General features: G+C 64.2%; 17 protein-coding genes and 1 pseudogene. 13 read left to right on the plus strand and 5 right to left on the minus strand.

Annotated elements, in window-relative coordinates; genetic code table 11:
• Positions 1 to 12: 12 nt before the first annotated feature.
• The 3 genes from relB (at position 13) to AWB77_RS26020 (ending at position 2,024) form a co-directional block, all read left to right on the plus strand.
• Entirely contained in the window at positions 13 to 210 is a 198-nt protein-coding gene (gene relB / locus AWB77_RS26015) for a type II toxin-antitoxin system RelB family antitoxin (RefSeq protein ID WP_061137333.1), read from the plus strand.
• On the plus strand, positions 207 to 491 hold the full coding sequence (locus tag AWB77_RS34790) for a type II toxin-antitoxin system RelE/ParE family toxin (RefSeq protein WP_074168971.1): 285 nt from the start codon (positions 207 to 209) through the stop codon (positions 489 to 491). Before relB ends, AWB77_RS34790 begins: the two co-directional genes overlap by 4 nt.
• Before the next feature lie 84 nt (positions 492 to 575).
• Entirely contained in the window at positions 576 to 2,024 is a 1,449-nt protein-coding gene (locus AWB77_RS26020) for a cytochrome P450 (protein ID WP_061137334.1), read from the plus strand.
• On the opposite strand, the gene AWB77_RS26025 is transcribed toward AWB77_RS26020, so the two are convergent.
• Positions 2,021 to 2,659 (minus strand): helix-turn-helix domain-containing protein, encoded by a 639-nt coding sequence (locus AWB77_RS26025; RefSeq protein WP_061137335.1) that lies wholly within the window; start codon positions 2,657 to 2,659, stop codon positions 2,021 to 2,023. The two genes, AWB77_RS26020 and AWB77_RS26025, sit on opposite strands and share 4 nt — an antisense overlap.
• Positions 2,660 to 2,854: 195 nt before the next feature.
• Here AWB77_RS26025 and amaB point away from each other — a divergent pair, with 195 nt between their 5' ends.
• From amaB to AWB77_RS26065, 8 genes are all read left to right on the plus strand, one after another.
• Complete coding sequence (gene amaB, locus AWB77_RS26030; protein ID WP_061137336.1) at positions 2,855 to 4,354, plus strand: L-piperidine-6-carboxylate dehydrogenase; 1,500 nt, start codon at positions 2,855 to 2,857, stop codon at positions 4,352 to 4,354.
• Positions 4,355 to 4,493: 139 nt separating this feature from the next.
• Positions 4,494 to 5,666 (plus strand): NAD(P)/FAD-dependent oxidoreductase, encoded by a 1,173-nt coding sequence (locus AWB77_RS26035; RefSeq protein WP_061137419.1) that lies wholly within the window; start codon positions 4,494 to 4,496, stop codon positions 5,664 to 5,666.
• Between the two features lie 278 nt (positions 5,667 to 5,944).
• The gene (locus AWB77_RS26040) at positions 5,945 to 6,136 is read left to right on the plus strand and encodes a hypothetical protein (protein ID WP_061137337.1); all 192 of its coding nucleotides are present in this window, start codon (positions 5,945 to 5,947) and stop codon (positions 6,134 to 6,136) included.
• A gap of 299 nt (positions 6,137 to 6,435) precedes the next feature.
• Positions 6,436 to 6,822, plus strand: a complete 387-nt coding sequence (locus AWB77_RS26045; protein WP_061137338.1) for a PaaI family thioesterase — start codon at positions 6,436 to 6,438, stop codon at positions 6,820 to 6,822.
• Positions 6,822 to 7,739: a LysR family transcriptional regulator gene (locus AWB77_RS26050; protein ID WP_061137339.1), complete on the plus strand. Its 918-nt coding sequence runs from the start codon at positions 6,822 to 6,824 to the stop codon at positions 7,737 to 7,739. The genes AWB77_RS26045 and AWB77_RS26050 overlap by 1 nt, the downstream gene beginning before the upstream one ends.
• Before the next feature lie 125 nt (positions 7,740 to 7,864).
• The gene (locus AWB77_RS26055; RefSeq protein ID WP_061137340.1) at positions 7,865 to 9,058 is read left to right on the plus strand and encodes a CaiB/BaiF CoA transferase family protein; all 1,194 of its coding nucleotides are present in this window, start codon (positions 7,865 to 7,867) and stop codon (positions 9,056 to 9,058) included.
• Complete coding sequence (locus AWB77_RS26060; protein ID WP_061137341.1) at positions 9,055 to 10,005, plus strand: hydroxymethylglutaryl-CoA lyase; 951 nt, start codon at positions 9,055 to 9,057, stop codon at positions 10,003 to 10,005. The genes AWB77_RS26055 and AWB77_RS26060 overlap by 4 nt, the downstream gene beginning before the upstream one ends.
• 32 nt (positions 10,006 to 10,037) lie before the next feature.
• Positions 10,038 to 11,375 carry an MFS transporter gene (locus tag AWB77_RS26065; protein ID WP_061137342.1) on the plus strand — a complete coding sequence of 446 codons (1,338 nt, stop codon included), beginning with the start codon at positions 10,038 to 10,040 and terminating at the stop codon, positions 11,373 to 11,375.
• A 128-nt stretch (positions 11,376 to 11,503) separates the two neighbouring features.
• On the opposite strand, the pseudogene AWB77_RS26070 reads toward AWB77_RS26065, so the two are convergent.
• Positions 11,504 to 13,911 (minus strand): annotated as a pseudogene (locus AWB77_RS26070) (phosphoketolase family protein).
• 189 nt (positions 13,912 to 14,100) lie between these two features.
• Positions 14,101 to 15,399 carry a glycosyltransferase family protein gene (locus AWB77_RS26075; RefSeq protein ID WP_061137343.1) on the minus strand — a complete coding sequence of 433 codons (1,299 nt, stop codon included), beginning with the start codon at positions 15,397 to 15,399 and terminating at the stop codon, positions 14,101 to 14,103.
• Between the two features lie 168 nt (positions 15,400 to 15,567).
• Between AWB77_RS26075 and AWB77_RS26080 the strand changes: the two genes are divergently transcribed.
• Positions 15,568 to 19,947 carry a DEAD/DEAH box helicase gene (locus AWB77_RS26080; protein ID WP_061137344.1) on the plus strand — a complete coding sequence of 1,460 codons (4,380 nt, stop codon included), beginning with the start codon at positions 15,568 to 15,570 and terminating at the stop codon, positions 19,945 to 19,947.
• An 18-nt stretch (positions 19,948 to 19,965) separates the two neighbouring features.
• Here AWB77_RS26080 and AWB77_RS26085 read toward each other — a convergent pair whose 3' ends face one another.
• Positions 19,966 to 20,187, minus strand: coding sequence for a hypothetical protein (locus AWB77_RS26085; protein ID WP_061137345.1), 222 nt, complete (start codon positions 20,185 to 20,187; stop codon positions 19,966 to 19,968).
• Positions 20,188 to 20,638: 451 nt separating this feature from the next.
• On the opposite strand from AWB77_RS26085, the gene AWB77_RS26090 reads away from it, so the two are divergent.
• Positions 20,639 to 22,783, plus strand: coding sequence for a serine/threonine protein kinase (locus AWB77_RS26090; RefSeq protein ID WP_061137346.1), 2,145 nt, complete (start codon positions 20,639 to 20,641; stop codon positions 22,781 to 22,783).
• 18 nt (positions 22,784 to 22,801) lie between these two features.
• On the opposite strand, the gene phaP is transcribed toward AWB77_RS26090, so the two are convergent.
• Complete coding sequence (phaP, locus tag AWB77_RS26095; protein WP_061137347.1) at positions 22,802 to 23,224, minus strand: phasin family protein; 423 nt, start codon at positions 23,222 to 23,224, stop codon at positions 22,802 to 22,804.
• Between the last annotated feature and the right edge of the window lie 83 nt (positions 23,225 to 23,307).

The raw sequence follows: 23,307 nt of genomic DNA on the forward strand, positions 1-23,307 counted from the left end.
CGAGAACTTGAAATGCCCACTCCACTCGATCCGATCGTGTCCGAATTCGCCACTGTCGAAGAAGCCGAGGCTTATGACCAGTGGTTTCGCGAGAAAGTCCGACGCGCGATGGCGGATACGCGGCCGCTTATTCCGCATGACCAGGTGATGGCCGAAATGGAAGAGATCATTACGGAGGCCGAGAAACGCCGCAAGTCGAGGGCCGCTTGACGTTACAAGTAGTCTGGACCCAAACCGCGCGCCTCAACCTTCGTGAAATCATTCGCTACATAGCTGAACGCAGTCCTGCTTCTGCGCGGGCGCTCAAAGACGGCATAGAATCCGCGCCTTTATCCGCTGCCATCGATCCCTATCTGTATCGCAATGGACGGATTCCGGGGACCCGCGAAATCGTTGTTCATCCAAACTATATCGTCGTCTATCAAGTAGTGACCGACTATGTCGAGGTGTTGAACGTGCTGCATTCACGGCAGTGTTACCCGTTCGAATGAGAAAGCGAGCGAGGAATCGAGTATCGGCGCGTTTCTTCGGCGCCTGCACTATCCTCCACAAATCAAGCCCTCGCGAGGTCAATCATGACCGCAGCGTCCGTCAGCGCGTCCCTGCGCGAAGTCGATGACTTGCCGTTCCCGCGCGGCCTGCCGCTCCTCGGCAATCTGCATCAATTGCCGCCCGCCACGCATCATCTGACGCTCGAACGCTGGGCCGCCGAACTCGGCACGCCGTACGTCTTCCGCTTCGCGACGACGCCCGTCACGGTCTGGAGCGACATCGAACTGTCGCACGCCGTGATGCGCGAGCGGCCGCATCGCTACCGCCGCTACGCGCCCATCGAAAACATCCTGAAGGAATTCGGCTGCAACGGCCTCTTCTCAATAGAAGGCGCCGCGTGGGAGCCGCAGCGCCGCCTCGTGATGCAGGCGCTGTCGATTCCGCACATCAAGACGTTCTATCCGACGCTCGCCGCGATCACCGAGCGGCTGCGTCGGCGCTGGGAAGCGGCATCGCGTGCGGCGCGCGTCGTCGACATGATCGAGGATCTGAAGCGTTTCACCGTCGACGTCACGAGCGCGCTCGCTTTCGGCGAGGATCCGAATACGCTGGAAAACGAGCGCGTGCAGATCCAGGAACAACTGTCGATGCTTCTGCCGATGCTCATGGCGCGCGTCAATTCGCCGTTCGCCTACTGGCATTACGTGAAGTTTCCGCGCGACCGAAAATTCGACGAAGCGATGATCGACGTGCATCGGCATATCCGCGAACTCATGGCGCGCACGCGCGCGCGCATGCGTGAGGACGCGGCGATCGAAGCCTGCGGAACGCCGCTCGCCGAGACCGCCCGCGCGCCGCGCAATCTGCTCGAAGCGATGCTTGCATTGCGCGATGCACCCGGCTCCGGCATCACCGACGACGAAGTTGCCGCCAACGTGCTGACGATGCTCGTCGCGGGCGAGGAGACGACCGCGACGTCGATTGCGTGGGCGCTGCGCTTCATCGGCGCCGACGACGCCTTGCAGGCGCGCATCGCGGCTCACGCGCGGCGCGTGCTCGGCGATTCGCCCGTGTGCCCGAGCTACGCCGCGATGCGCGAGTTGGACCTCTGCGAAGCCGTCTGCACCGAAGCAAGCCGTCTGCATCCGATCGCGCCGTATCTGTCGTTCGAGCCGCTCGAGGAGGTGCGCCTGCAGGGCGTGCGCCTTCCCGCCGGCACGAAGATGTTCATGCTGCATCGGCCCGCGATGATGGACCCGAAAAATTTCGCCGATCCCGCGCGCTACGATCCGGACCGATGGCTGCGCGAATCGCCGCGCGGCGCGCACGAAGCGCGCGCCTATCTGCAGTTCGGCGCGGGACCGCGCGTGTGTCCGGGGCGGCATCTGGCCGCGGTGGAAATGCGGCTCGTCGTGTCGATGCTGACGGCGAATTTCACCGCGCAATTCGCGACGAATCCAGCCGATATCCACGAAGTCTGCACGTTCACCGTGGGACCGAGCGAAATGCCGATGCGCCTCGCCTCGCGCTAGCCCGCGTCCACGGCGTCGGAGGCGGAGGTGAGCGTGGGCGCGCCGGCAAGCGTCGCCATCCACAGCACTTCGGCGTCTTCGTCGCTCGTCGATATGGCCGCGTGACCGGTGCGGCTGTCGAAGTAGATGCTGTCGCCGGCGTTCAGGTGCGTCGGCGCGTAGAGTTCGGAATAAAGGCACACGCTGCCGCTGATCACGTACAGAAATTCCTCGCCTTCGTGACGGCCCCAGTCGTCGAATGCGTCGAGCGTGTGCGCCGAAATGCGGATGCGAAACGGCAGCATCGCCTTGTGCGCGAGTTCGGTCGCGAGCAATTCCATCTGATACCCGCGATACGCGTGGCGCTGTCCTTCGTTGCGCCGCGTGAGCGCGCGCCGCCCGCTCGCATTCGGCGCGGGCGCGGTGCCGAAGAGTTCGGCCAGATCGATCTGCAAGCCACGGACGATTTTCTGCAACACGTCGAAGGTCGGCGACATCAGCCCGTTCTCGATCTTCGACAGCGCCGAACGCGATACTCCGCACATCCGGCTCGCGGTTTCGAGCGTCAGGTCGTGCGCAAGCCGCGCGCGCTTCACCCGTCGTCCGAGGTCGGACGAGGATTGTTCGGGCGGAATTTTCGTGCCGGGGCTGGACATGGGAATGCGGAAAGGACGTTTGTTTCCGATAATAACATCGCGCCAAAGGGCGGCGGGCGGCGTCCATCTGGTAACAACCCTTATATTTTCGAGTGTTGTGAGCATCGGCGGCAGCGCGTATAGTCTCCAGACCTACGAAAGTTTCTTATCAGAAACTTCGCTCCGAAGAACGAACCCGTTTCGAAAGGACTCTCCGTGAACACGCAATCGATTCTTTCCGACCTCGGCATCGCGAGCCTCGTCGCCGATGGCGACATCGCCGTCACTTCGCCGATCACCGGCGAAGTCATCGGCCGGGTGAAGCAGAACACCACCGCCGACGTCGACGCCGCGCTTGCCTCGGCCCGCACCGCGTTCGCCGCCTGGCGCAACGTGCCCGCGCCGCGCCGGGGCGAGCTCGTGCGGCTGCTCGGCAATCGCCTGCGCGAAAAGAAGGAGGCGCTCGGCCGGCTCGTGTCGCTCGAAGCGGGCAAGATTCTTCAGGAAGGGCTGGGCGAAGTGCAGGAAATGATCGATATCTGCGACTTCGCCGTCGGCCTCTCGCGCCAGTTGTACGGTCTGACGATCGCCTCCGAACGCCCCGGGCATCGCATGGCGGAGACGTGGCATCCGTTCGGCGTGTGCACGATCATTTCCGCGTTCAATTTTCCGGTCGCGGTGTGGTCGTGGAATGCGGCGCTCGCGCTCGTCTGCGGCAACGCGGTCGTGTGGAAGCCGTCCGAGAAGACGCCGCTCACCGCGCTCGCGGTCGATCGCATTCTGCGCGATGCCATCGATGAATTCGGCTCCGCGCCCGCCGGTCTTGCATCGGTCATCATCGGCGGACGCGAGGTCGGCGCGGCGCTCGTCGCGGACAAGCGCTCGGATATCGTCAGCGCCACGGGCAGCACGGAAATGGGCCGCAAGGTCGGCGTCGCGGTCGCGGAGCGCTTCGGCCGCTCGATCCTCGAACTCGGCGGAAACAACGCGGGCATCGTGTCGCAGACGGCCAATCGCGATCTCGCGCTGCGCGGCATCCTGTTTTCGGCGGTCGGCACGGCGGGGCAGCGCTGCACGTCGCTGCGGCGCCTGTTCGTGCACGACAGCGTCTACGACGAAACCGTCGCGCGCCTCAAAGATCTCTACGCGAAAGTGCCCGTCGGCAATCCGCTGGAGCAGGGCGTGCTGATGGGCCCGCTCATCGACGTCCAGGCGTTCGCGCGCATGCAGGACGCGCTGGAACAGGCGAAAGGCGAAGGCGGCAAGGTGACGGGCGGCGAGCGCGTCACCGTGAAGGGTCATGAAAACGGCTATTACGTGCGCCCGGCGCTCGTGGAGATGCCGTCGCAAACGGAAGTCGTGCTGAAGGAAACCTTTGCGCCGATTCTCTACGTGATGCGCTATTCCGATTTCGACGAAGCCATCGCCGCCAACAACGCCGCCGCGCATGGTTTGTCCTCGTGCGCGTTCACCACCGATCTGCGCGAGGCCGAGCGCTTTCTGTCCGCATCGGGCAGCGATTGCGGCATCGCCAATGTGAACATCGGGCCGAGCGGCGCGGAGATAGGCGGCGCGTTTGGCGGCGAGAAGGAAACCGGCGGCGGCCGCGAATCGGGCTCGGATGCATGGAAAGCCTACATGCGCCGCGCGACCAACACGATCAACTACTCGTCGGAATTGCCGCTCGCGCAAGGCATCGACTTCAATCTCGGCTGACAGGCTTTCCCGCGATTGAGGCGGCCCAGGCGCGCCAGCGTTCTGCGCGCCGCGTTGGCATTTTGCGTTTTGCATTACGCATGCCATCGTGCATTGTGCGTTTTGTCCGTTGTATGCAAACCGGCGAATGGAGGCGGCGTTGGCTTCTCAAGTGGTGATCGTAGGTGGCGGCGTGATCGGCAGCTCGGTCGCGTATTTTCTGCGCGCGTCGGATCCGACGGTGCTGGTCACGGTGATCGAGCGCGATCCGACTTACGCGCGGTCGTCGTCCGCACTGTCGGCGGCGTCGATCCGGCAGCAGTTCTCGACGCCGCTTTCGGTGCGCATGTCGCTCTTCGGCATCGATTTTCTGCGCTCGATCGGCGAGCGGCTCGAAGTGAACGGCGAGCGCCCGTCGATCGATCTGCACGAAGGCGGCTATCTCTTTCTTGCGACCGCGGCGGGCGTATCGACGCTGCGCGAGAATCACGCATTGCAGCGCGAGCTCGGCGCGGACATCAGCCTGCTCGACGCCGCGCAATTGAACGCGCGCTTTCCGTGGCTCAACACGGACGATCTCGCGGCGGGCGCGTTCGGCGAAAGCGGCGAAGGCTGGTTTGACGGCTACGGTCTCGTGCAGGCGCTGCGCCGCAAGGCGCAATCGCTCGGCGCGCGCTACGTGACCACGGAAGTTGTCGGGATCGAGCGTGAAGGGCCGCGTGCGAGCGCGGTGCGCGCGTCCAACGGCGAGACGTATCCATGCGATGTCGTCGTGAACGCGGCGGGCGCGTGGTCGCGCCGGATCGCGGCGATGCTCGGCATCGACATTCCGGTGTTTGCGCGGCGGCGCAGCATCTTCAACGTGTCGTCGCCGGCGAAGCTCGAACGCGCGCCCTTGCTGATCGATCCAAGCGGCGTCTACTTCCGTCCAGAAGGGCGCACGTATATCTGCGGCACGTCGCCCGCCGCCGACAACGATCCCGACAACCTGCCGCTCGACGAGGTCGATCACGCACTTTTCGACGACGTGATCTGGCCGACGCTCGCGCATCGCGTACCGGGATTCGAGGCGTTGCGCGTGGAGCGTTGCTGGTCCGGCTATTACGAGTACAACGTGCTTGACCAGAACGCGATCATCGGCCGTCACCCGGATGTCGATAACTGCATTTTCGCGAACGGTTTCAGCGGACACGGCCTGCAACAAGGCCCCGCGACGGGCCGTGGTGTAAGTGAACTGATTTTGCGAGGGCGCTACGAGACGCTCGATTTATCGCCGCTCGACTGGACGCGCGTGCTGGAAGGCCGGCCGATCGTCGAGAAAAACGTCGTATAACCGCGTCGTATAACTGATATAGGACTGCGAATTCCCGTTTGCAGAAAGGGAATTTGCAAAGATTGCCCGGTCCCGCACCGGGCATTTTTTTCGCTACTAAATAAACGAGCGGATTGAAACCGGTTCGGTATGCGTTTCGAACGGGCATTCCTATTATCATCGTCATGCCGGCGGGCGGCGTCCATCAATGAAATCCACTAGGGCCAGCCGCTTCGGATAAGCGCATTCTGGAATCGTCAAAACGCTTTTTCGCGTCTTATTAGACAAGGAGACTTAACATGGAAGCGAATACGAGCGCGCATTACTATGCCTGGATCGACGACGGCGAACTGCCGCCAGACACGAGTGTTTCCGTGTCGCACCGTTCCAGTCAGGTTGCCGCGGAACCCGAATATGTCGCCGAAATTTGCGGACGTTTCGCGAAGACGGAGGAAGAAAAAAATTCCTGTGTGATTCGTGGATATAACTGACGTCGTTTAGTGCGATGTGTTGCGCGCGTGACACGGTTTGTCACGGCCCATATAAACGCGCACAAGAATGCGTAGCCGCGCAATTCATGACGAGGCGTCATGAACGCGAATAGCGAATGTTTGTGTGCGTTACTAAACAGTAGTCGACCGGAGTTCGTCGTAAATCTCAAGTGTGCAAATCGGACCCGCCGCGTGCGGGTTTTGCATTTCTGACGTGTTCGAATCACGTTCGCTTTGCCCGGCAGCCCGCGCGCACCGATGGCACAATCGCTCGCAATGCAGGCATCTCAGGAGCACAGGTGGCGAACCTGGATCTGGACAATCCGTTTCTCGAAGCGCTCGGCGCAATATTCACGGAGTGGCGCGCCGGATACGCCGAATTCACGATGCCGATACACGCCGGCCATCTGAACCGGCAACGCATTCTGCAAGGCGGCGCGATCGCCACGCTGCTCGACGCGCCGTGTGGCTACGCGGGCCTCTTCACGGCGGACACAACGCCCGTGCATGGATTCACGTTGTCGCTGACGGTGAATTATCTCGATCGCGGCATCGGCGACAAGGTTGTCGCAAAGGGCTTCCTAGAACGCCAGGGACGTTCCGTGTTCTTCGCGCGCGGCGAGGCGTGGATCGACGATCACTTGATGATCGCAAGCGCGCAAGGCACGTTCAAATACGCACGCTGATGGCCACGCGCAACCTGCTCCGGCGGCTCGATCTCACGACGCTGCAACTCTTTCTGGCCGTCTTCGAGGAAGGCACGCTCACGCGCGCGGCCGAGCGCGAGGCGATCGCGGTATCGGCGGCGAGCAAGCGTCTGCTCGAACTGGAACAGGCCGTGGGCGCGGTGCTTTTCGAGCGCAAGGCCCGCGGCATGGCGCTGACGCCGGCGGGCGAAACGCTGCTCCATCATGCGCGTCGCGTGCTGCGCGATGTCGAGAATATCGGCATCGAGCTTGCGGAACACGCGAGCGGCGTGCGCGGCTATGTGCGGATGATGGCGAATCTTTCCGCGATCGTCGAATTCCTGCCGGAAGACCTGCGCGCGTTTTCGTCCGTGCACGAGCAGATCAAGATCGATCTCGAAGAGCGCCCGAGCGGCGGCATCGTGGAAGGCGTGGCGGACAGTCTCGTCGATCTCGGTATCTGTTCCGGCGATGCCGATACGCGCGGGCTCGAAACCGCGCACTACCGTCACGACCGGCTCGCGCTCGTCATGCCCGGCGATCATGCGCTGGCGAAGCGCGAGCGCGTCGCGTTCGCGGAAACACTCGACTTCGATCACATCGGGCTGCATTCGGCGAGCTCGATCAATCAGCGCACGCATCTCGCGGCGCGTCAGGCGGGGCGCGCGCTGCGGCTGCGCATCCACGTGCCCGGCTTCGATGCCGTGTGCCGCATGGTGCAGGCGGGCATGGGCGTCGGCGTGCTGCCGATGCAGGTCTTCGAAGCGATGGGCCGCCAGCTCGGCCTCGCGGCAGTCGCGCTCGACGATGAATGGGCCGCGCGCAGTCTCGTCATCGTCGTGCGGGATTCGGACGCGCTCTCGCCCGTCAGCCGGCTCCTGTTCGACCATCTTCGGACCGTGGAATCTCGCATTTAACATTCAAAAAACCGGTGAGCGTTCGCGTTTGGCGAACGATGCTTGCCGAAATGCGGTTGGACGCGTCCGAGCGTTCGCCAATAAGCTTGTTTCCATCGAAAAACACATCGTAGGAGACAGGCAGCATGAGCGGACCTCTTCAGGGCATTCGCGTCATCGAAATCGGCACGCTGATCGCCGCGCCTTTCGCGGCGCGCATGCTGGCCGAATTCGGCGCGGAAGTCATCAAGATCGAAGCGCCCGAAAGCGGCGATCCCCTGCGCAAATGGCGCAAGCTCCACGAGGGCACGTCGCTCTGGTGGTATCTGCAATCGCGCAACAAGAAGTCGGTGTGCGTGAACCTCAAGTCGCCCGAGGGTGTGGACGTCATCAAGCGTCTTTCCGCCGATGCCGACATCGTCATCGAAAACATGCGTCCGGGCGCGCTCGAAAAGCTCGGCCTCGGCTGGGATATTTTGCATGCAATAAACCCTAAGCTCACGATGGTCCGCATCTCCGGCTACGGCCAGACGGGTCCGTATCGCGACCGTCCGGGCTTCGGCGCGATCGGCGAGGCGATGGGCGGCATCCGCTACACGACCGGCGACGCCGAAGGGCTGCCGGCGCGCGTCGGCGTGAGTCTCGGCGATTCGCTCGCGTCGCTGCACGGCGTGATCGGCGCGCTGATGTCGGTGTTGCGCGTGAAGACCGGTCAGGGCGATGGCCAGGTGGTCGATGTCTCGCTCGTCGAAAGCGTCTTCAACCTGATGGAAAGCCTCGTGCCCGAATACGACCTGCTAGGCCATGTGCGCGAGCGCAGCGGCGGGGCCCTGCCGGGTATCGCGCCGTCGAACACGTATCGCACGGAAGACGGCGGCTTCGTCGTGATCGCGGGCAACAGCGATCCGATCTACAGGCGCCTGATGAACGTGATCGGCCGGCCCGATCTCGCCGACGATCCCGCGCTCGCCCGCAACGACGGCCGCGTGCGGCACAGTGCGATGCTCGACGAAGCGATCACCGCATGGACCTCGCATCACTCGATGGACGACGTCCTCGCGACGCTCGAGCGCGAGGACGTGCCGTCGGGCCGCATCTATTCGGTCGCGGATATCGTGAACGACGCGCACTACCAAGCGCGCGACATGCTGTTGCAGGCGAATCTGCCGGGCGGCGCATCGGTGAAGATGCCGGGCATCGTGCCGAAGCTCTCCGACACGCCGGGCCAAGTGCACTGGCAAGGCCCGGCGCTCGGCGAGCACACGCAAGCGGTGCTCGAATCGCTCGGCTTCGCCGCGGACGACGTAAAACGGCTGCGCGCCGAAGGAGCGGTGCAATGAATTACGAATACAAAGAACCACTGATCGTGCAGGAAGTCGCGCCGCGCGACGGATTGCAGATCGAAAAGCAATGGATCGAGACCGAAGACAAAATCGCGCTGATCGACGCGCTGTCGGCGTGCGGCTTCACGCGCATCGAGGCGGGCTCGTTCGTGTCGCCCAGGGCGATACCCGCGCTGCGCGATGGCGAGGCGGTCTTCAACGGCATCCGGCGCGGGCGAGGCGTGATCTATGTCGCGCTCGTGCCGAACGTGAAGGGCGCCGAGCGCGCGCTCGCCGCTGGCGCCGATGAACTGAACCTCGTGATGTCCGCAAGCGAGACGCATAACCGCGCGAACATGCGCATGAGTTGCGCATCGTCGCTGGCTGGTTTCGGCGATATCGTGCGGCTCGCTTCGGACAAGGTATCGCACTCGATATCGCTGAACGCGACGGTCGCGACCGCATTCGGCTGCCCGTTCGAAGGACGCATCGACGAAGAGCGCGTGGTGTCGATTGCACGGACATATCGCGAGATGGGCATCGACGGCATCACGCTCGCAGACACGACGGGCATGGCGAATCCGCGTCAGGTCGCGCGGCTCGTCGCGCGCGTGCTCGAACATGTCCCCGCCGCCGAACTCACGCTGCACTTCCACAACACGCGCGGCCTGGGCCTCGCCAACGTCCTCGCCGCCTACGATGCCGGCGCGCGCCGTTTCGATGCTGCGCTCGGCGGTCTCGGCGGCTGTCCTTTCGCGCCGGGCGCATCGGGAAACATCTGCACCGAAGACCTCGTGAACATGTGCGACGAGATGGGCATCTCGACGGGCATCGATCTGCAAAAGCTGATCGTGTTGTCGCGCACGTTGCCTGCGCTCGTCGGACATGAGGTGTCGGGACAAGTGGCGAAGGCGGGACGCAATTGCGATCTGCATGCGGCGCCCGATTACGTGAAAACCATCTGAGTCAAGACACCAAAACTATATTGGAGACAAACATGAGCGATCTCAGTGCGAACGCGGCCGATGAGCCGCAAGTCAGCGCGAACACCTCGGACATCATTCGCAAGGTGGCGTTGCGGCTCATGCCGCTCATCATGCTGTGCTATTTCTTCGCGTTCTTCGACCGCATCAACATCAGCTTCGCGAAGTTTCAGATGCAAAGCTCGCTCGGTCTGTCCGATACCGCCTACGGTCTCGGCGCGAGTCTTTTCGTGATCGGCTATGTGCTCTTCGAAGTGCCGAGCAACATGCTGCTCTACAAGGTCGGCGCGCGCCGCTGGATCGCGCGCATCATGATTTCATGGGGCATCGCGACCGCGCTCATGGTCTTCGTGCAGACGGAATGGCAGTTCTACGGGCTGCGCTTCATCATCGGCGCGATGGAAGCGGGTTTCGCGCCGGGCGTGCTGTACTACCTGACGCTTTGGTTTCCGGCGAGCTATCGCGGGCGCATCACGTCGATGCTGTTTCTCGCGTCGGCGTTCTCGGGTCTCTTCGGCGCACCGCTGTCGGGTCTCGTGCTCGGGCATCTGAACGGCGTGGCGGGCATCGCGGGATGGCACTGGCTGTTCCTGCTCGGCGGGTTGCCGTGCGTGCTGCTCGGCATTCTCGTGCTCAACGTCTTGAAAGATCGCGTCGATGACGCCGCGTGGCTCACGAGCGCCGAGAAGACGACGCTGAAGAGCCAGATCTCGACGCAAAGTCAGCATACGGAAACCGGCCATTCGCTCTTCGGCGCGATCAAGACGCCCGGTTTCCTGATGCTCGGCCTGATCTACTTCCTGATCCAGATCGCGTCGTATGGCCTCAACTTCTGGGCGCCGCATCTGATCCGCGCGGCGGGCACGCAAAATCCGACGATCATCGGTCTGCTCACGGCGGTGCCGTATATCTGCGGCGCGGTGTGCATGATCGTCGTCGGCCGTATGTCTGATCGTTCGGGCGAGCGCCGCAAATTCGTCGCGATGCTGCTCGTGATGGCGGCGGCGGGCTTCTTCGCGGCGGGCGTCTTCGACAAGCAGACGACGCTTCTGATCGCCGCGCTAGGCGTGATGGGCGCGGGCGTGATCGCATCGATCCCGGCGTTCTGGGCGCTGCCGCCGAAGCTCTTGACCGGCGCGGGCGCGGCAGGCGGCATCGCGCTCATCAACACGCTCGGGCAACTAGGCGGCATCGTGAGCCCGGTGATGGTCGGCCGCATCCGCGACACGATGGGCAGCACGACGCCCGCGCTGTATGCGATCGGCGCGATGAGCGTGCTGTGCGCGCTGTTGCTGCTGTTCGGCTTGCCGCAGTCGCTCAGGCAGAAGGATCATTCGGAGCGCAAAGCCTGAACGTCCGACGATCTGAAACGCAAAAGCGCCCGGCAGATACATTTCTCCGGGCGCTTTTTGCCTTTTGCATCTGGCGTTTTGCATTCATTCGACCAGATGGCATCTTGCATGCCGCATTCAATCGCGCATCAATCTTTCCACGTCCAGTCGCGAATCTCGTCGCGGTCGATGCCTTCTTCGTGCGCATACCGCACGCTCTCGATGATCTGATTCTTGAGCCATTCCTTCGTATGCGCGCCGCTGCTCGCGATGCGCGGCACGCGGTCGATCACGTCGATCGCGAGCGTGTAGCGATCCACGCCGTTGATGATCGCGAGTTCGAACGGTGTGTTGATGTTGCCGCGCTCGCGATAACCGTGAACGTGCATGTTTGCGTGATTCGTGCGGTTGTACGTAAGCTTGTGCACGAGCGATGCATACGAGTGGAAGTTGAAGATCACTGGCTTGTCGCGCGTGAAAATCGAATCGAAATCGCGATGCGACAAACCATGCGGATGCTCCGTATCCGGCATCAGCCTGAAGAGATCGACGACATTCACGAAGCGGATCTTCAGATCGGCACAATTCGCCTTCAGGATTTCGACGGCGGCGAGCGCCTCCATCGTCGCAATATCGCCCGCGCAGGCGATCACGACGTCCGGCTCCGCGCCCTGATCCGTCGACGCCCAGTCCCATATGCCGATGCCCTTCGCGCAATGCACCATCGCGTCCTGCATGTTCAGGTATTGCAGATGCGGCTGCTTGTCCGCGACGATCACGTTCACGTAATCGTGCGAGCGCAGGCAATGATCCGCGACGCTCAACAGGCAGTTAGCATCCGGCGGCAGATAGATACGCACGACTCCCGGACTCTTGTTCGTGACGACATCGAGAAAACCGGGGTCCTGATGCGTGAAGCCGTTGTGATCCTGCCGCCATACGAGCGACGTGATGAGCAGGTTGATCGACGGCACCGGCGCGCGCCAGTCGAGTTCGGTCTTCGATTTTTCGAGCCACTTCGCGTGCTGGTTGAACATCGAATCGATCACGTGCACGAAGGCTTCGTAAGTGGCGAAAAGTCCGTGCCGGCCGGTGAGCACATAGCCTTCGAACCAGCCTTCGAGCGTGTGCTCCGACAGCATTTCCATCACGCGGCCATCGATGGAAAGCGCGCCGCCGTCTTCGTCCTCGGGCAGCGTCTGTGCCAGCCAGCGCTTGCCCGACGCCTCGTACACGCCGTCGAGCTTGTTGCTCGCGGTTTCGTCCGGGCCGAAGAGACGGAAGCGCGTCATGTTGCGGCGGATCACGTCGCGCAGAAACGTGGCGAGCACGGCCGTCGGTGATTGATACACGCTTGCCGCGCGTTTGAACTCGAACGCGTAATCGCGGATATCGGGCAGATCGAGCGACTGGCGCAGTGCGCCGCCGTTGGCATGCGGATTCGCGCTGATGCGGCGCGTGCCTTCGGGCGCGAGCGCGCGCAGACTTCGATCAGGCGGCCGTCTTCATCGAACAATTCTTCGGGCCGGTAGCTGCGCAGCCATTCTTCGAGCAGCGCGAGACTGCGATAGTTGCTCGCGGGATCGGCGATCGGCACCTGATGCGAGCGCCAGAAATTCTCGACCTTGTGACCGTCGACTTCCTTCGGTCCGGTCCAGCCTTTGGGCGTGCGCAGAACGATCATCGGCCAGCGCGGGCGCGCGATGTCGTCAGCGCCGTTTCGATGAGCGCGCGCGTTCGCCTGAATCGCGCGGATGTCGTCGATGCAGCGTTCGAGCGTCGCGGCCATGCGCTGATGCATCGTTTCGGGCTCGTCGCCTTCGACGAAATGCGGCACGTAGCCGTAGCCCTTGAACAGCGCTTCGAGCTCGTCGTGTGGAATGCGCGCGAGGATCGTCGGATTCGCGATCTTGTAGCCGTTCAGATGGAGGATCGGCAGCACGGCGCCGTCGGTCGCGGGATTGAGGAACTTGTTCGAATGCCAGGACGTGGCGAGCGGGCCGGTTTCCGCTTCGCCATCGCCGACGACCGCCGCGACGATCAGGTCGGGATTGTCGAACGCCGCGCCGAACGAATGCGACAGGCTGTAGCCGAGTTCGCCGCCTTCATGGATCGATCCCGGCGTTTCCGGCGTGCAATGCGAGCCGATCCCGCCCGGCGATGAAAACGCGCGAAAGAGCCGCAGCATGCCGCGCTCGTCGGCGCTGCGATCGGGATAGATGTCCGAATAGTGGCCTTCGAGCCACGAATTGGCGAGCGTCGCGGGCGCGCCGTGGCCAGGGCCGGAGACGAACAGCACGTTGAGATCGTCGCGTTTGATGAGCCGGTTCAGATGCACCCACACGAACGACTGACCAGGGTCCGATCCCCAGTGACCGAGCAGACGCCGCTTGATGTGCTCGGGCTTGAGCGGTTCGCGCAGCAGCGGATTGGCGCGCAGGTAGATCATGCCGACCGACAGATAGTTGCAGGCTCGCCAGTACGCGTCGATTTTCGCGAGGAGATCGGGGTCGAGCGGCGTTTCGGGAGCGGTCGTGCGAGTGACGTCGTCGTTCAATGGCTTCTCCTTGCGAAAGTGAGAGGATCGGTCGAGCGTCGGGCGTGCGGGGAAGTGCGGGAACGCGCAGGATTGCGTCCTGCGCGTTCCTTCAATGATCGGCGGTCTTTGTGGCGTTTTGGTTGCAGGCGCACGCGGCGCCCGGTGAGACATCTTAACGTCGATTCGGGGAACGGGGAGCCGGGCGCGTCATTCCATCGCGGCATGCCGTAGATCATAGTCCATCACTAGCGCGCGGTTGTCTTCCCACATCCCGAGATAATGGACCATGAAACTGTCCGGGCGGCGGTATATCCAGGGCGTGTTCAGATCGATGAAACCGAAGAAGCGCGTGGGATCGTATTCCGGCATCGTTTCGAATGCGCGGATGAAGTAGTGCTGATCGCCGCGGCTCGCGTAGACTTTTGACTTGTCTTCCAGCTTTCCGCACTCATCTATGACGCGTGCCAGCGCGTCGTAGTTGTGCTGATTGCGCTGGAATCCCATGATGCCGGAGTTGAAATCCCATGTTCCCACGTCGCGCGCGAACACGGTATCGCATTCGTGCGTTAGCGGTTCGAGGCGCCGGTTCATGTCGTTGATGAGCACGTCCGCGTCGAGCCAGAACACCCATTGATGATTCGGAAGGTATTCGCGTAACAAGGCGGCTTTGTGCCAGTTTCCCGTTGCCTTCCCGTCGTTGAGTTGCGCGGGAATCTCACGGTGAACATAGAGTGTGTAGCCGTGGCGCTCGCAGTAGCGCCTGAAGTTCGCCTCGGCGATGCGCCCGTACTGCGCGACGTTCGGCGTATACAGCGTAACGACGGCGATGGCGCGGTTCGGCTGATATACGCTGTGGCCAGACGTTTCGCGCACGCCGGTGTCGACGAGTGAGAGATAAGGCAGCCCGCGCGCGCGGCATTCGTTGATGTGCTCGAACACAGCCGCCCGATAACGCCGGTGTTGCTTCTCATCGCGGAAGCTGAGCGAGAACGCATTCCAGTTTGCCCAGACTGTCTGCGTGTTGGTGGCGGCCGGCACGACGACCATCACATCGCCCACGCAATATTGCTGCGGGCAGGCAGGAAAATCCCGCAGCAATTCGCCTTCTTGCAATGGCTGCTCGATGCCGTAGCGGCAGCGCCTGACCAGTTCTGCGATCCGTGTCCGGACGGATTCGGTGTTGCGGAAAATGAGAACATCGGTCTGCGCCTGGTCAGATTCCGAACAGGTCACGAGCCAGTCACGACCGGCCATCAGCGAGGGCAGGTCTACCGTGCGGAGAATCGCTGCGTTTTCGCTCAATAACAGGATGATTTCATTGTTCGCAGCCTGATTGAGACAGCGCGAAAGCGCTTCATATTTATAAGCCCACCGGGTGGCGTCGTCGCTGCCTGACAGATCGGACAGATCCAGTGCTTCATGGCGATAGGTGAGCGCGCGAGCATAGGCGCGATGATTGGCGAGCGCGCCCGGTGCGCGGTCGAACAAGAGGCTTACGACGATCATGAGATGAGCGGATTAAAGCGCATTCGATCGCGCCGCGGGACGGCACGAGTCGAAGCGAACGAAAACGGCAGACGCGCTAGCATCGCCGTTAAGCCGATCTGCTCGCATGGGAATTGTCCGAAAAAGCCACGCAATACGCCGTTTCTCAAGCACTCATAGAATGTCCGGATGACCGAAAAAGCCATTTCCGCCGATGCCGCCCTGCGCGGCTTCCATCCCGCCGTCGTCGACTGGTTCCGCTCGCGCTTTCCCGCGCCGACCGCCGCGCAGGCCCGCGCGTGGCCGCTGGTGCACGCACGCCGCTCGACGCTCGTCGCGGCGCCGACGGGCTCGGGCAAGACGCTGACCGCGTTTCTCGCCGCCATCGACGAACTGGTGCGCGACGGCATCGCGGGCGGCGGGGCGCTGCCGGACGAGACGCGCGTCGTGTATGTGTCGCCGCTGAAGGCGTTGTCGAACGATATTCACGTCAATCTGGAAGAACCGCTCGCGGGCATCGCGCGGACGTTGCGCGAGTCCGGCGTGAGTGCGCCGGAGATTCGCGCGGCCGTGCGCACCGGCGACACGACGCAGCAGGAGCGCAACGCGGTCAAGAAGCGCCCGCCGCATATTCTCGTGACGACGCCGGAATCGCTTTACGTGCTGCTCTCGTCCGATTCGGGCCGCGCGATGCTCTCGACAACGCGCACCGTGATCGTCGACGAAATTCACGCGGTCGCGGGCAGCAAGCGCGGCTCGCATCTGAGCCTGTCGCTCGCGCGGCTCGACGCGCTCTGCGAGGACGCGGGCGGCGAACGGCCGGTGCGCGTCGGGCTGTCGGCGACGCAAAAGCCGATCGAACTCGTCGCGAAATTCCTCGCCGGCGCGGGCGAAGCTTGCGAAATCGTCGATGTCGGCCACGTCCGCACGCGCGATCTCGCGCTCGACATTCCGCCGATGCCGCTCGAAGCCATCATGTCCAACGACATGTGGGAGCGCGTCTACGATCGTCTCGCGGAACTTGCTGGCCAACATCGCACGACGCTCGTTTTCGTCAACACGCGCCGCATGGCCGAACGCGCGGCGCGGCATCTGACCGAGCGGCTCGGCAAGGAATCGGTCGCGGCGCATCACGGCAGCCTCGCGCGCGAGCATCGGCTGGACGCGGAGCAGCGGCTGAAGCGCGGCGAGCTGCGCGTGCTGATCGCGACGGCTTCGCTGGAGCTCGGCATCGATATCGGCGATGTCGATCTCGTCTGCCAGATCGGCTCGCCCGGTTCGATCGGTGCGTTCTTGCAGCGTGTCGGGCGCTCGGGGCACCACGTCGGCGGCGTGCCGAAAGGGCGGCTTTTTCCGACTTCGCGCGACGATCTGATCGAATGCGCGGCGCTCCTCGATTGCGTGCGCCGCGGCGAACTCGATGCGCTGACGATTCCCCACGCCCCGCTCGACGTGCTCGCGCAGCAGATCACCGCCGAGGTCGCATGCCGCGAATGGAGCGAAGACGCGCTTTTCGAGCGCATCACGCGTGCGTATCCGTATGCGAGCCTCGATCGCGCACATTTCGAAGCCGTGCTGCGCACGCTCGCGGAAGGCTATACCGGACGGCAGGGCGTGCGCGCGGCGTACGTGCATCGCGATGCGGTGTCGCGCACCTTGCGCGGCCGGCGCGGCGGCAAGCTGACGGCGGTGACCTCGGGCGGCGCGATTCCCGACAACGCCGATTTCGCCGTGATCCTCGAACCACAAGGCTTGCAGATCGGCACGGTGAACGAGGATTTCGCCGTCGAAAGTCTCGCGGGCGATATCTTCCAGCTCGGCAACACGTCGTACCGGATTGCGCGCGTGGAAGGCGGGCGCGTGCGCGTGGAGAATGCCAACGGCCAGCCGCCGAACATCCCGTTCTGGCTCGGCGAAGCGCCGGGCCGCAGCGACGAGCTTTCACACGCGATTTCGCGTCTTCGCGCCGATATCGACACACGGATCGATGACGGCATCGACGCGACGGTCGCATGGCTCGCACGGGAAAGCGGCATCGGCGAAGAACCGGCGCGGCAGATCGTCGATTATCTGGCGCGTTCGCGCGCGGCGCTCACCGTGCTGCCGACGCAGGACACGCTCGTCATGGAGCGTTTCTTCGACGAATCCGGCGGCACGCAGCTCGTCATCCACGCGCCGTTCGGCAGCCGCGTGAATCGCGCGTGGGGTCTCGCGTTGAGAAAGCGCTTTTGCCGCACGTTCAACTTCGAACTTCAGGCGGCGGCGACCGAGGACGCGATCGTGCTGTCGCTGACGGGCAGCCACAGCTTCGTACTCGACGACGTCTGGCGCTATCTGAACTCCGCGACGGCGGAACACGTGCTCGTTCAGGCGCTGCTCGACGCGCCGCTTTTCGGCGTGCGCTGGCGATGGAACGCGACCAACGCGCTCGCGCTGCCGCGCTACACGGGCGGGCGCAGGGTCGCGCCGCAATTGCAGCGCATGAAAAGCGAGGATCTGCTCGCGGCGGTGTTTCCCGATCAGGTCGCGTGCGTGGAGAACATCGCGGGCGAGCGCGAGGTGCCGGCGCATCCGCTCGTCGAACAGACCATCGACGATTGCCTGCACGACGCGATGGACGCCGACGCGTGGCTCGCGCTCCTGCGGCGCATCGAAAGCGGCGGCGTGCGGCTCGTCGCGCGCGAGTTGCCGGCGCCGTCGCCGCTCGCGGCCGAAATCTTGTCGGCGCGTCCTTACGCGTTTCTCGACGATGCCCCGCTCGAAGAACGCCGCACGCAGGCCGTGCTCGCGCGCCGCTGGGCCGATCCCCGATCCGCCGACGATCTCGGCGCGCTCGACCCCGACGCCATCGCGAGCGTGCACGACGAAGCGTGGCCCGAAGTCACGAACGCCGACGAAATGCACGAGGCGCTTTCGACGCTCGCGTGCATCGCCGAAACGGAAGCGCGCCGCGATCCGCAATGGCTCGCGTGGCTCGATGCGCTCGCGCGCGCCGGCCGCGCGACGCGCCTGCAAGTCGCGGAGCACGACGCGCTGTGGACGCCGGTCGAGCGTCTTTCATGCGTGCGCGCGGTCTACGAACATGCGCCGATGCATCCCGCGCTTACACCGCCGCCCGGTTTCGACGATGCCTGGTCCGCTGACGATGCGCTCGTCGAAATCGTGCGGGCGCGCTTGTCGGGCTGCGGTCCGCTGACGGTGCCGGAGATCGCGCGGCCGCTTGCGCTGCCCGCATCGGCGATCGCGCTTGCGCTGACGCGGCTCGAAGCGCAGGGCTACGTCATGCGCGGACGCTTCACGCCGGGCGCGCAGGCCGACGAATGGTGCGAGCGGCATCTGCTCGCGCGGATTCATCGCTATACGGTGCGGCGGCTGCGTCGCGAGATCGAACCGGTCGAGCGGCAGGATTTCATGCGCTTTCTGCTCGAATGGCAGCGCGTGGCGCCGGATTCGCGCGGCGAAGGGCGCGACGCTCTCGGCGCCGTGCTCGAACAGCTCGAAGGATTCGAAGCGCCCGCCGTCGCGTGGGAAGACGAAATATTGCCGGCGCGCATCGCCGACTATTCGGGCATGTGGCTCGACGATCTCTGCCGCGCGGGCAAGCTCGTGTGGACCCGCCCGGCGGGACGCTCGCGCGCGTCGGGCGGACCGGTGCGCGGCACGCCGGTCGTGCTCCTGCCGCGCCGTCATCTGGACGCGTGGAACGCGCTGATGTCGACGGTACGTCCCGACGACGCGCCGCAGCTTTCGTCGCGCGCCGAACGCGTCTTCGATGCGCTGAAAGCGCATGGCGCGATGTTCTTCGACGAACTCCTTTCCGACGTGCGTCTCCTGCGCACCGAACTCGAAGACGCGCTCGGCGAACTCGTAGCGCTCGGTCTCGTCAGCGCCGACAGTTTCGCGGGACTGCGCGCGCTGCTCGCGCCCGCCGCGAAGCGCAATGCGTTCGCGCGCAGGCCGCGGCGCGGCGGCCTGTTCATCGGCGGGATGGACGATGCGGGCCGCTGGGCGCTGCTGCGCCGCGCGAAACCCGACGACGCGCGCGATCAGGACGGCGACATCGAACACATCGCAATGACGCTCTTGCGGCGTTATGGCGTCGTGTTCTGGCGGCTGCTCGAGCGCGAGGCCGACTGGCTGCCGCCGTGGCGCGATCTGCTGCGCGTCTATCACCGGCTGGAAGCGCGCGGCGAGATTCGCGGCGGGCGCTTCGTCGCCGGGCTCGCAGGCGAGCAGTTCGCGCTGCCCGAAGCCGTGCCGCTCCTGCGCGACATGCGCAAGCGGCCGAAAGACGGCGCGTTCGTGGCGTTGTCGGCGGTCGATCCGCTCAATCTCGTCGGCACGCTGTTGCCGGGCGATAAAGTGCCTGCGCTCGCGGGCAATCGCGTGCTGTATCGCGACGGCGTGCCGGTCGGCGCGGTGATTGCGGGCAAGACGCGTTATTTCGGCGATGAAGACGGAGAAGCGCGCGAGCGCGTGCGGCTTGCGCTCGTCAAGCGGACGGCGCGTTCGCTCGGCACGGCGATTGGCAGCACGGCGACGCGCACCGGCATGCCGGTGCGCCATTGAAGCGACGAAGCGCGGACGTTATTTCTTTGCGACGAGCTTCGCGGTGAACGGTCCGGCCTGCGCGGCGGGCACGTCCTTCACCGGCACGCCCGGATAGTCGACCACACGATTTCCGCTCGATGCACGGCGGATGCGAAACAGGGGCCGCACGCCATCGCGCGCGCCGCCGACGATGGTGTGCATCGCCTGCCGGTCGAGTTCGACGCTGTCGGCGAGGTCTCTGATCTTGATGACGGCCATGAGTGTTCCTCCGGAGTGGGGAGTCGCAATCGAGTATAGACAATCCGCCGAACGCGCCGGACGGACTCCTTGGTCCGGCGCGCTGTTTCATCGGCGGAAAGCGGCGATGAACGCCAATGCCGGCAAAAGGCGCGTGCCTTCTGCCGCAACGGTGTTCGCGACGGGTTATGCGAATCGCGTGCCAGCGTTACCGTGTTTCGTACGGACAACGCAACGCGTTGATTCCGCGAGGGTTTATCCGCTGCCGCACGAAAGACAAACACACGAAGCGACGCCGAAGCGCCAACACTCGAACCCGATGTGTCGGTCTCCGAACGACATGTGCGCGATGCCGCTCAGAATCGAAAACGCCATTTGCGTAAGCGTGACGTGAAGGCTAGTATCGAACGAGCACCGGATTTTGTTACGACAAGTATCAGTCGATCGATTGGAGCCGCGTCGCGTCGCACAGATGACAAGTTTTGCGCAAGCGATTCGTACATATCGGGGCGACGGCGGGTCGCGCGACGAGTTCTTTGCGGGAGTGGACGGCGCACTGGCGACCGAGCAGACTCCGGCGAAACGGCTCATGGACATCCTCGACGAGGAGCACGCGGCGCGGCCTTTGCCGCCCGACATCTATGCGGCCATCCGGCGCCGCATCGAGCATGCCGCGCGCACGCGTCCCGAAGCCGATTCTCCCACGGGTCCCGCGAACCGCGACGAGACGCGCCTGCAAACGTCGCCAGGCTTCGCGCCGCCGCCATCGCGCGATCCGAGCAGCGGCACCGGCAGCCAGGCGACGCAGGTCATGGTCGACCACGATCAGACGATGAAAGGCGTCGGTGACACGCTCAACAGCCGTTTCGTGCTCGAAGAGTGCCTGGGCATCGGCGGCATGGGCACGGTGTACAAGGCGCTCGATCTGCGCAAGCTCGAAGCGTCGGACCGGCGGCCCTACGTCGCGATCAAGGTGCTGAATCTCCAGTTCCGCGGCAATCCGAAATCGCTGATCGCGTTGCAGCGTGAAGCGCGCAAGGCGCAGCAGCTCGCGCACCGGAACATCGTCACCGTGTACGACTTCGACCGCGACGGCCAGGTCGTCTATCTGACGATGGAATATCTGTCCGGCCAGCCGCTGTCCCGATTGCTTCGGAACCCGAATTTCAAGGGCATGCCGTTCGCCGAAGTCTTTCCGATCTTCAAGGGCATGGCCAACGCGCTCGCCTACGCGCACGAGCGCGGTTTCGTGCACTGCGATTTCAAGCCCGCCAACGTGTTCCTGACGGACGCGTCGGAAGTGAAGGTGATCGACTTCGGCATTTCGCGCGTGATCCAGCGCCCGGAAGAAGAAACGGAGGCGACCGTCTTCGATCCGGGCAGTCTCGGCGCGCTGACGCCAGCGTATGCGAGTCCGGAGATGCTGGAGCATCGCGAGCCCGATCCGCGCGACGATATCTATGCGCTCGGCTGCATCACATACGAACTGCTGACGGGCAAGCATCCGTTCGACCGCGTGCCCGCGCTGCAGGCGAGAAGCGCGGGCATGAAGCCGCAGCGCCCCGAGCATCTCGGCGGCAAGCAGTGGAAGGCGCTGAGGGCCGCGCTCGCCTTCGAGCGTGAAGCGAGAACGCCGAGCGTCGCGCAATTCCTCGAAGAAATCGGCGACGATCATGCCGCGTCGCCGGCAGGCCGCAAGGCGAAGAAGAGCTCAGCGCCGAAATTCGCGATCGGCGGGGCGCTGCTGGCGGCGCTCGTCGCGGCGGGCGCGGCCTATTACTTCTACGATCAGTCGAAAGGCGTCGAGGAAGCCGCGCACGAAACCCCGCCACGCGCGTCCGAAGGCAGCACGACGGGCACGGTGACGCCACACGGCCCCGGCGCGCCGCCTGCTTCCGCGACCGTGACGGTCGTGCCCGCCGTGCCCGCGACGCCGCTTCCCGAACTCACGGTGGCCGCCGTCACGCCGGTGCTCGCGAGCGTGCCGTGCTCGGCGCTCGTCGCGTCGGTGCACGATCAGACCGTCGACGTGCAGGGGTTCGTGTCGCAGAAATACGGTCTCGCGCGCCTGAAGGAAGCGCTCGGCCGCGTGCCCGGCGTGAAGACGACGAACTTCGGCGTGCAGCAGGTCGCCGACGACAAATGCGATCTGCTCAAGGTGTTCGGCGCGTACTGGACGGCGAACCGGCAGTCGGGCAGGCCGGCGTCGGTGCACACTCGTTCGCGCGCGACGCGCCTCACCGAAGGCGATCCGCTGATCGTCGATCTGATGACGCCGGCGTTCGAGTCCTACGTCAACGTCGATTACTACACGCTCGACGGCAGCGTCGTGCATCTGCTGCCGAACGCGCGCTCGCGCGACAACCAGGCGCCCGCGAACTACACGGCGACGATCGGCACGATGGGCGACTGGGTCGTCGGCAAGCCGTTCGGTTCGGAGATGATCGTGCTGACGGTCACGCCCGCGCCGCTTTTCGACGCGCCGCGCCCCGACAGCGAAGCCAAACCGGAATATCTGCGCGCGGTCGAAAAACGGCTTTCCGCGCTCGCAGGAAAGTACGGCCGCGAGCGCGTTGCCGTCGATATCTTCCAGATCACCACGCAAGCGAAGAAGTAACGCCGCGTCGATGCGCCGCTAGGTCTTCGGCTGCTCGATAGAAGCCTTGAGTTCCTTCAATGCGTCTTCCATGCGCTTGCTGACGAGCGCATAGGCTTCGGCCTGCGTCTGCTGGGTCGTGCGCGCGATGTCCTGCATGTCGGCGAGCGCGTTGTGCAAAGCGCGCTGCACGACTTCGTTGGCGTTGAAGGGCGGTTGAGTCGACGTGGTAGCGAACTGCTTTGCGATGGTTTCGAGATCGCCCAGGGTGCGGCGCAGAATTTCGAGTTGTTTGTCGCGCAGCGCTTCCATTCCGCCGAACGCGACGCGATTGGTCGCCGCGAGCGCTTCGACGTCCTTGCGGCGCGATTCCATGATCGCGGTGACATCGAACCCTGGAAGCTGGTACTGCTGGAACATGGCTGCAAACTGGCTGAACGGATCGCTGAAATTCTGATTCATCGTGCCTCCCCAGGGTTCTGTCGGTCGAATGCGAGCCAGGCTCGCGGAGCAAAACGCGAGGATGGCCCGGGCAGCATGCGCCG

The organism is Caballeronia fortuita, from assembly GCF_001544835.2.
Lineage (GTDB): Bacteria > Pseudomonadota > Gammaproteobacteria > Burkholderiales > Burkholderiaceae > Caballeronia > Caballeronia fortuita.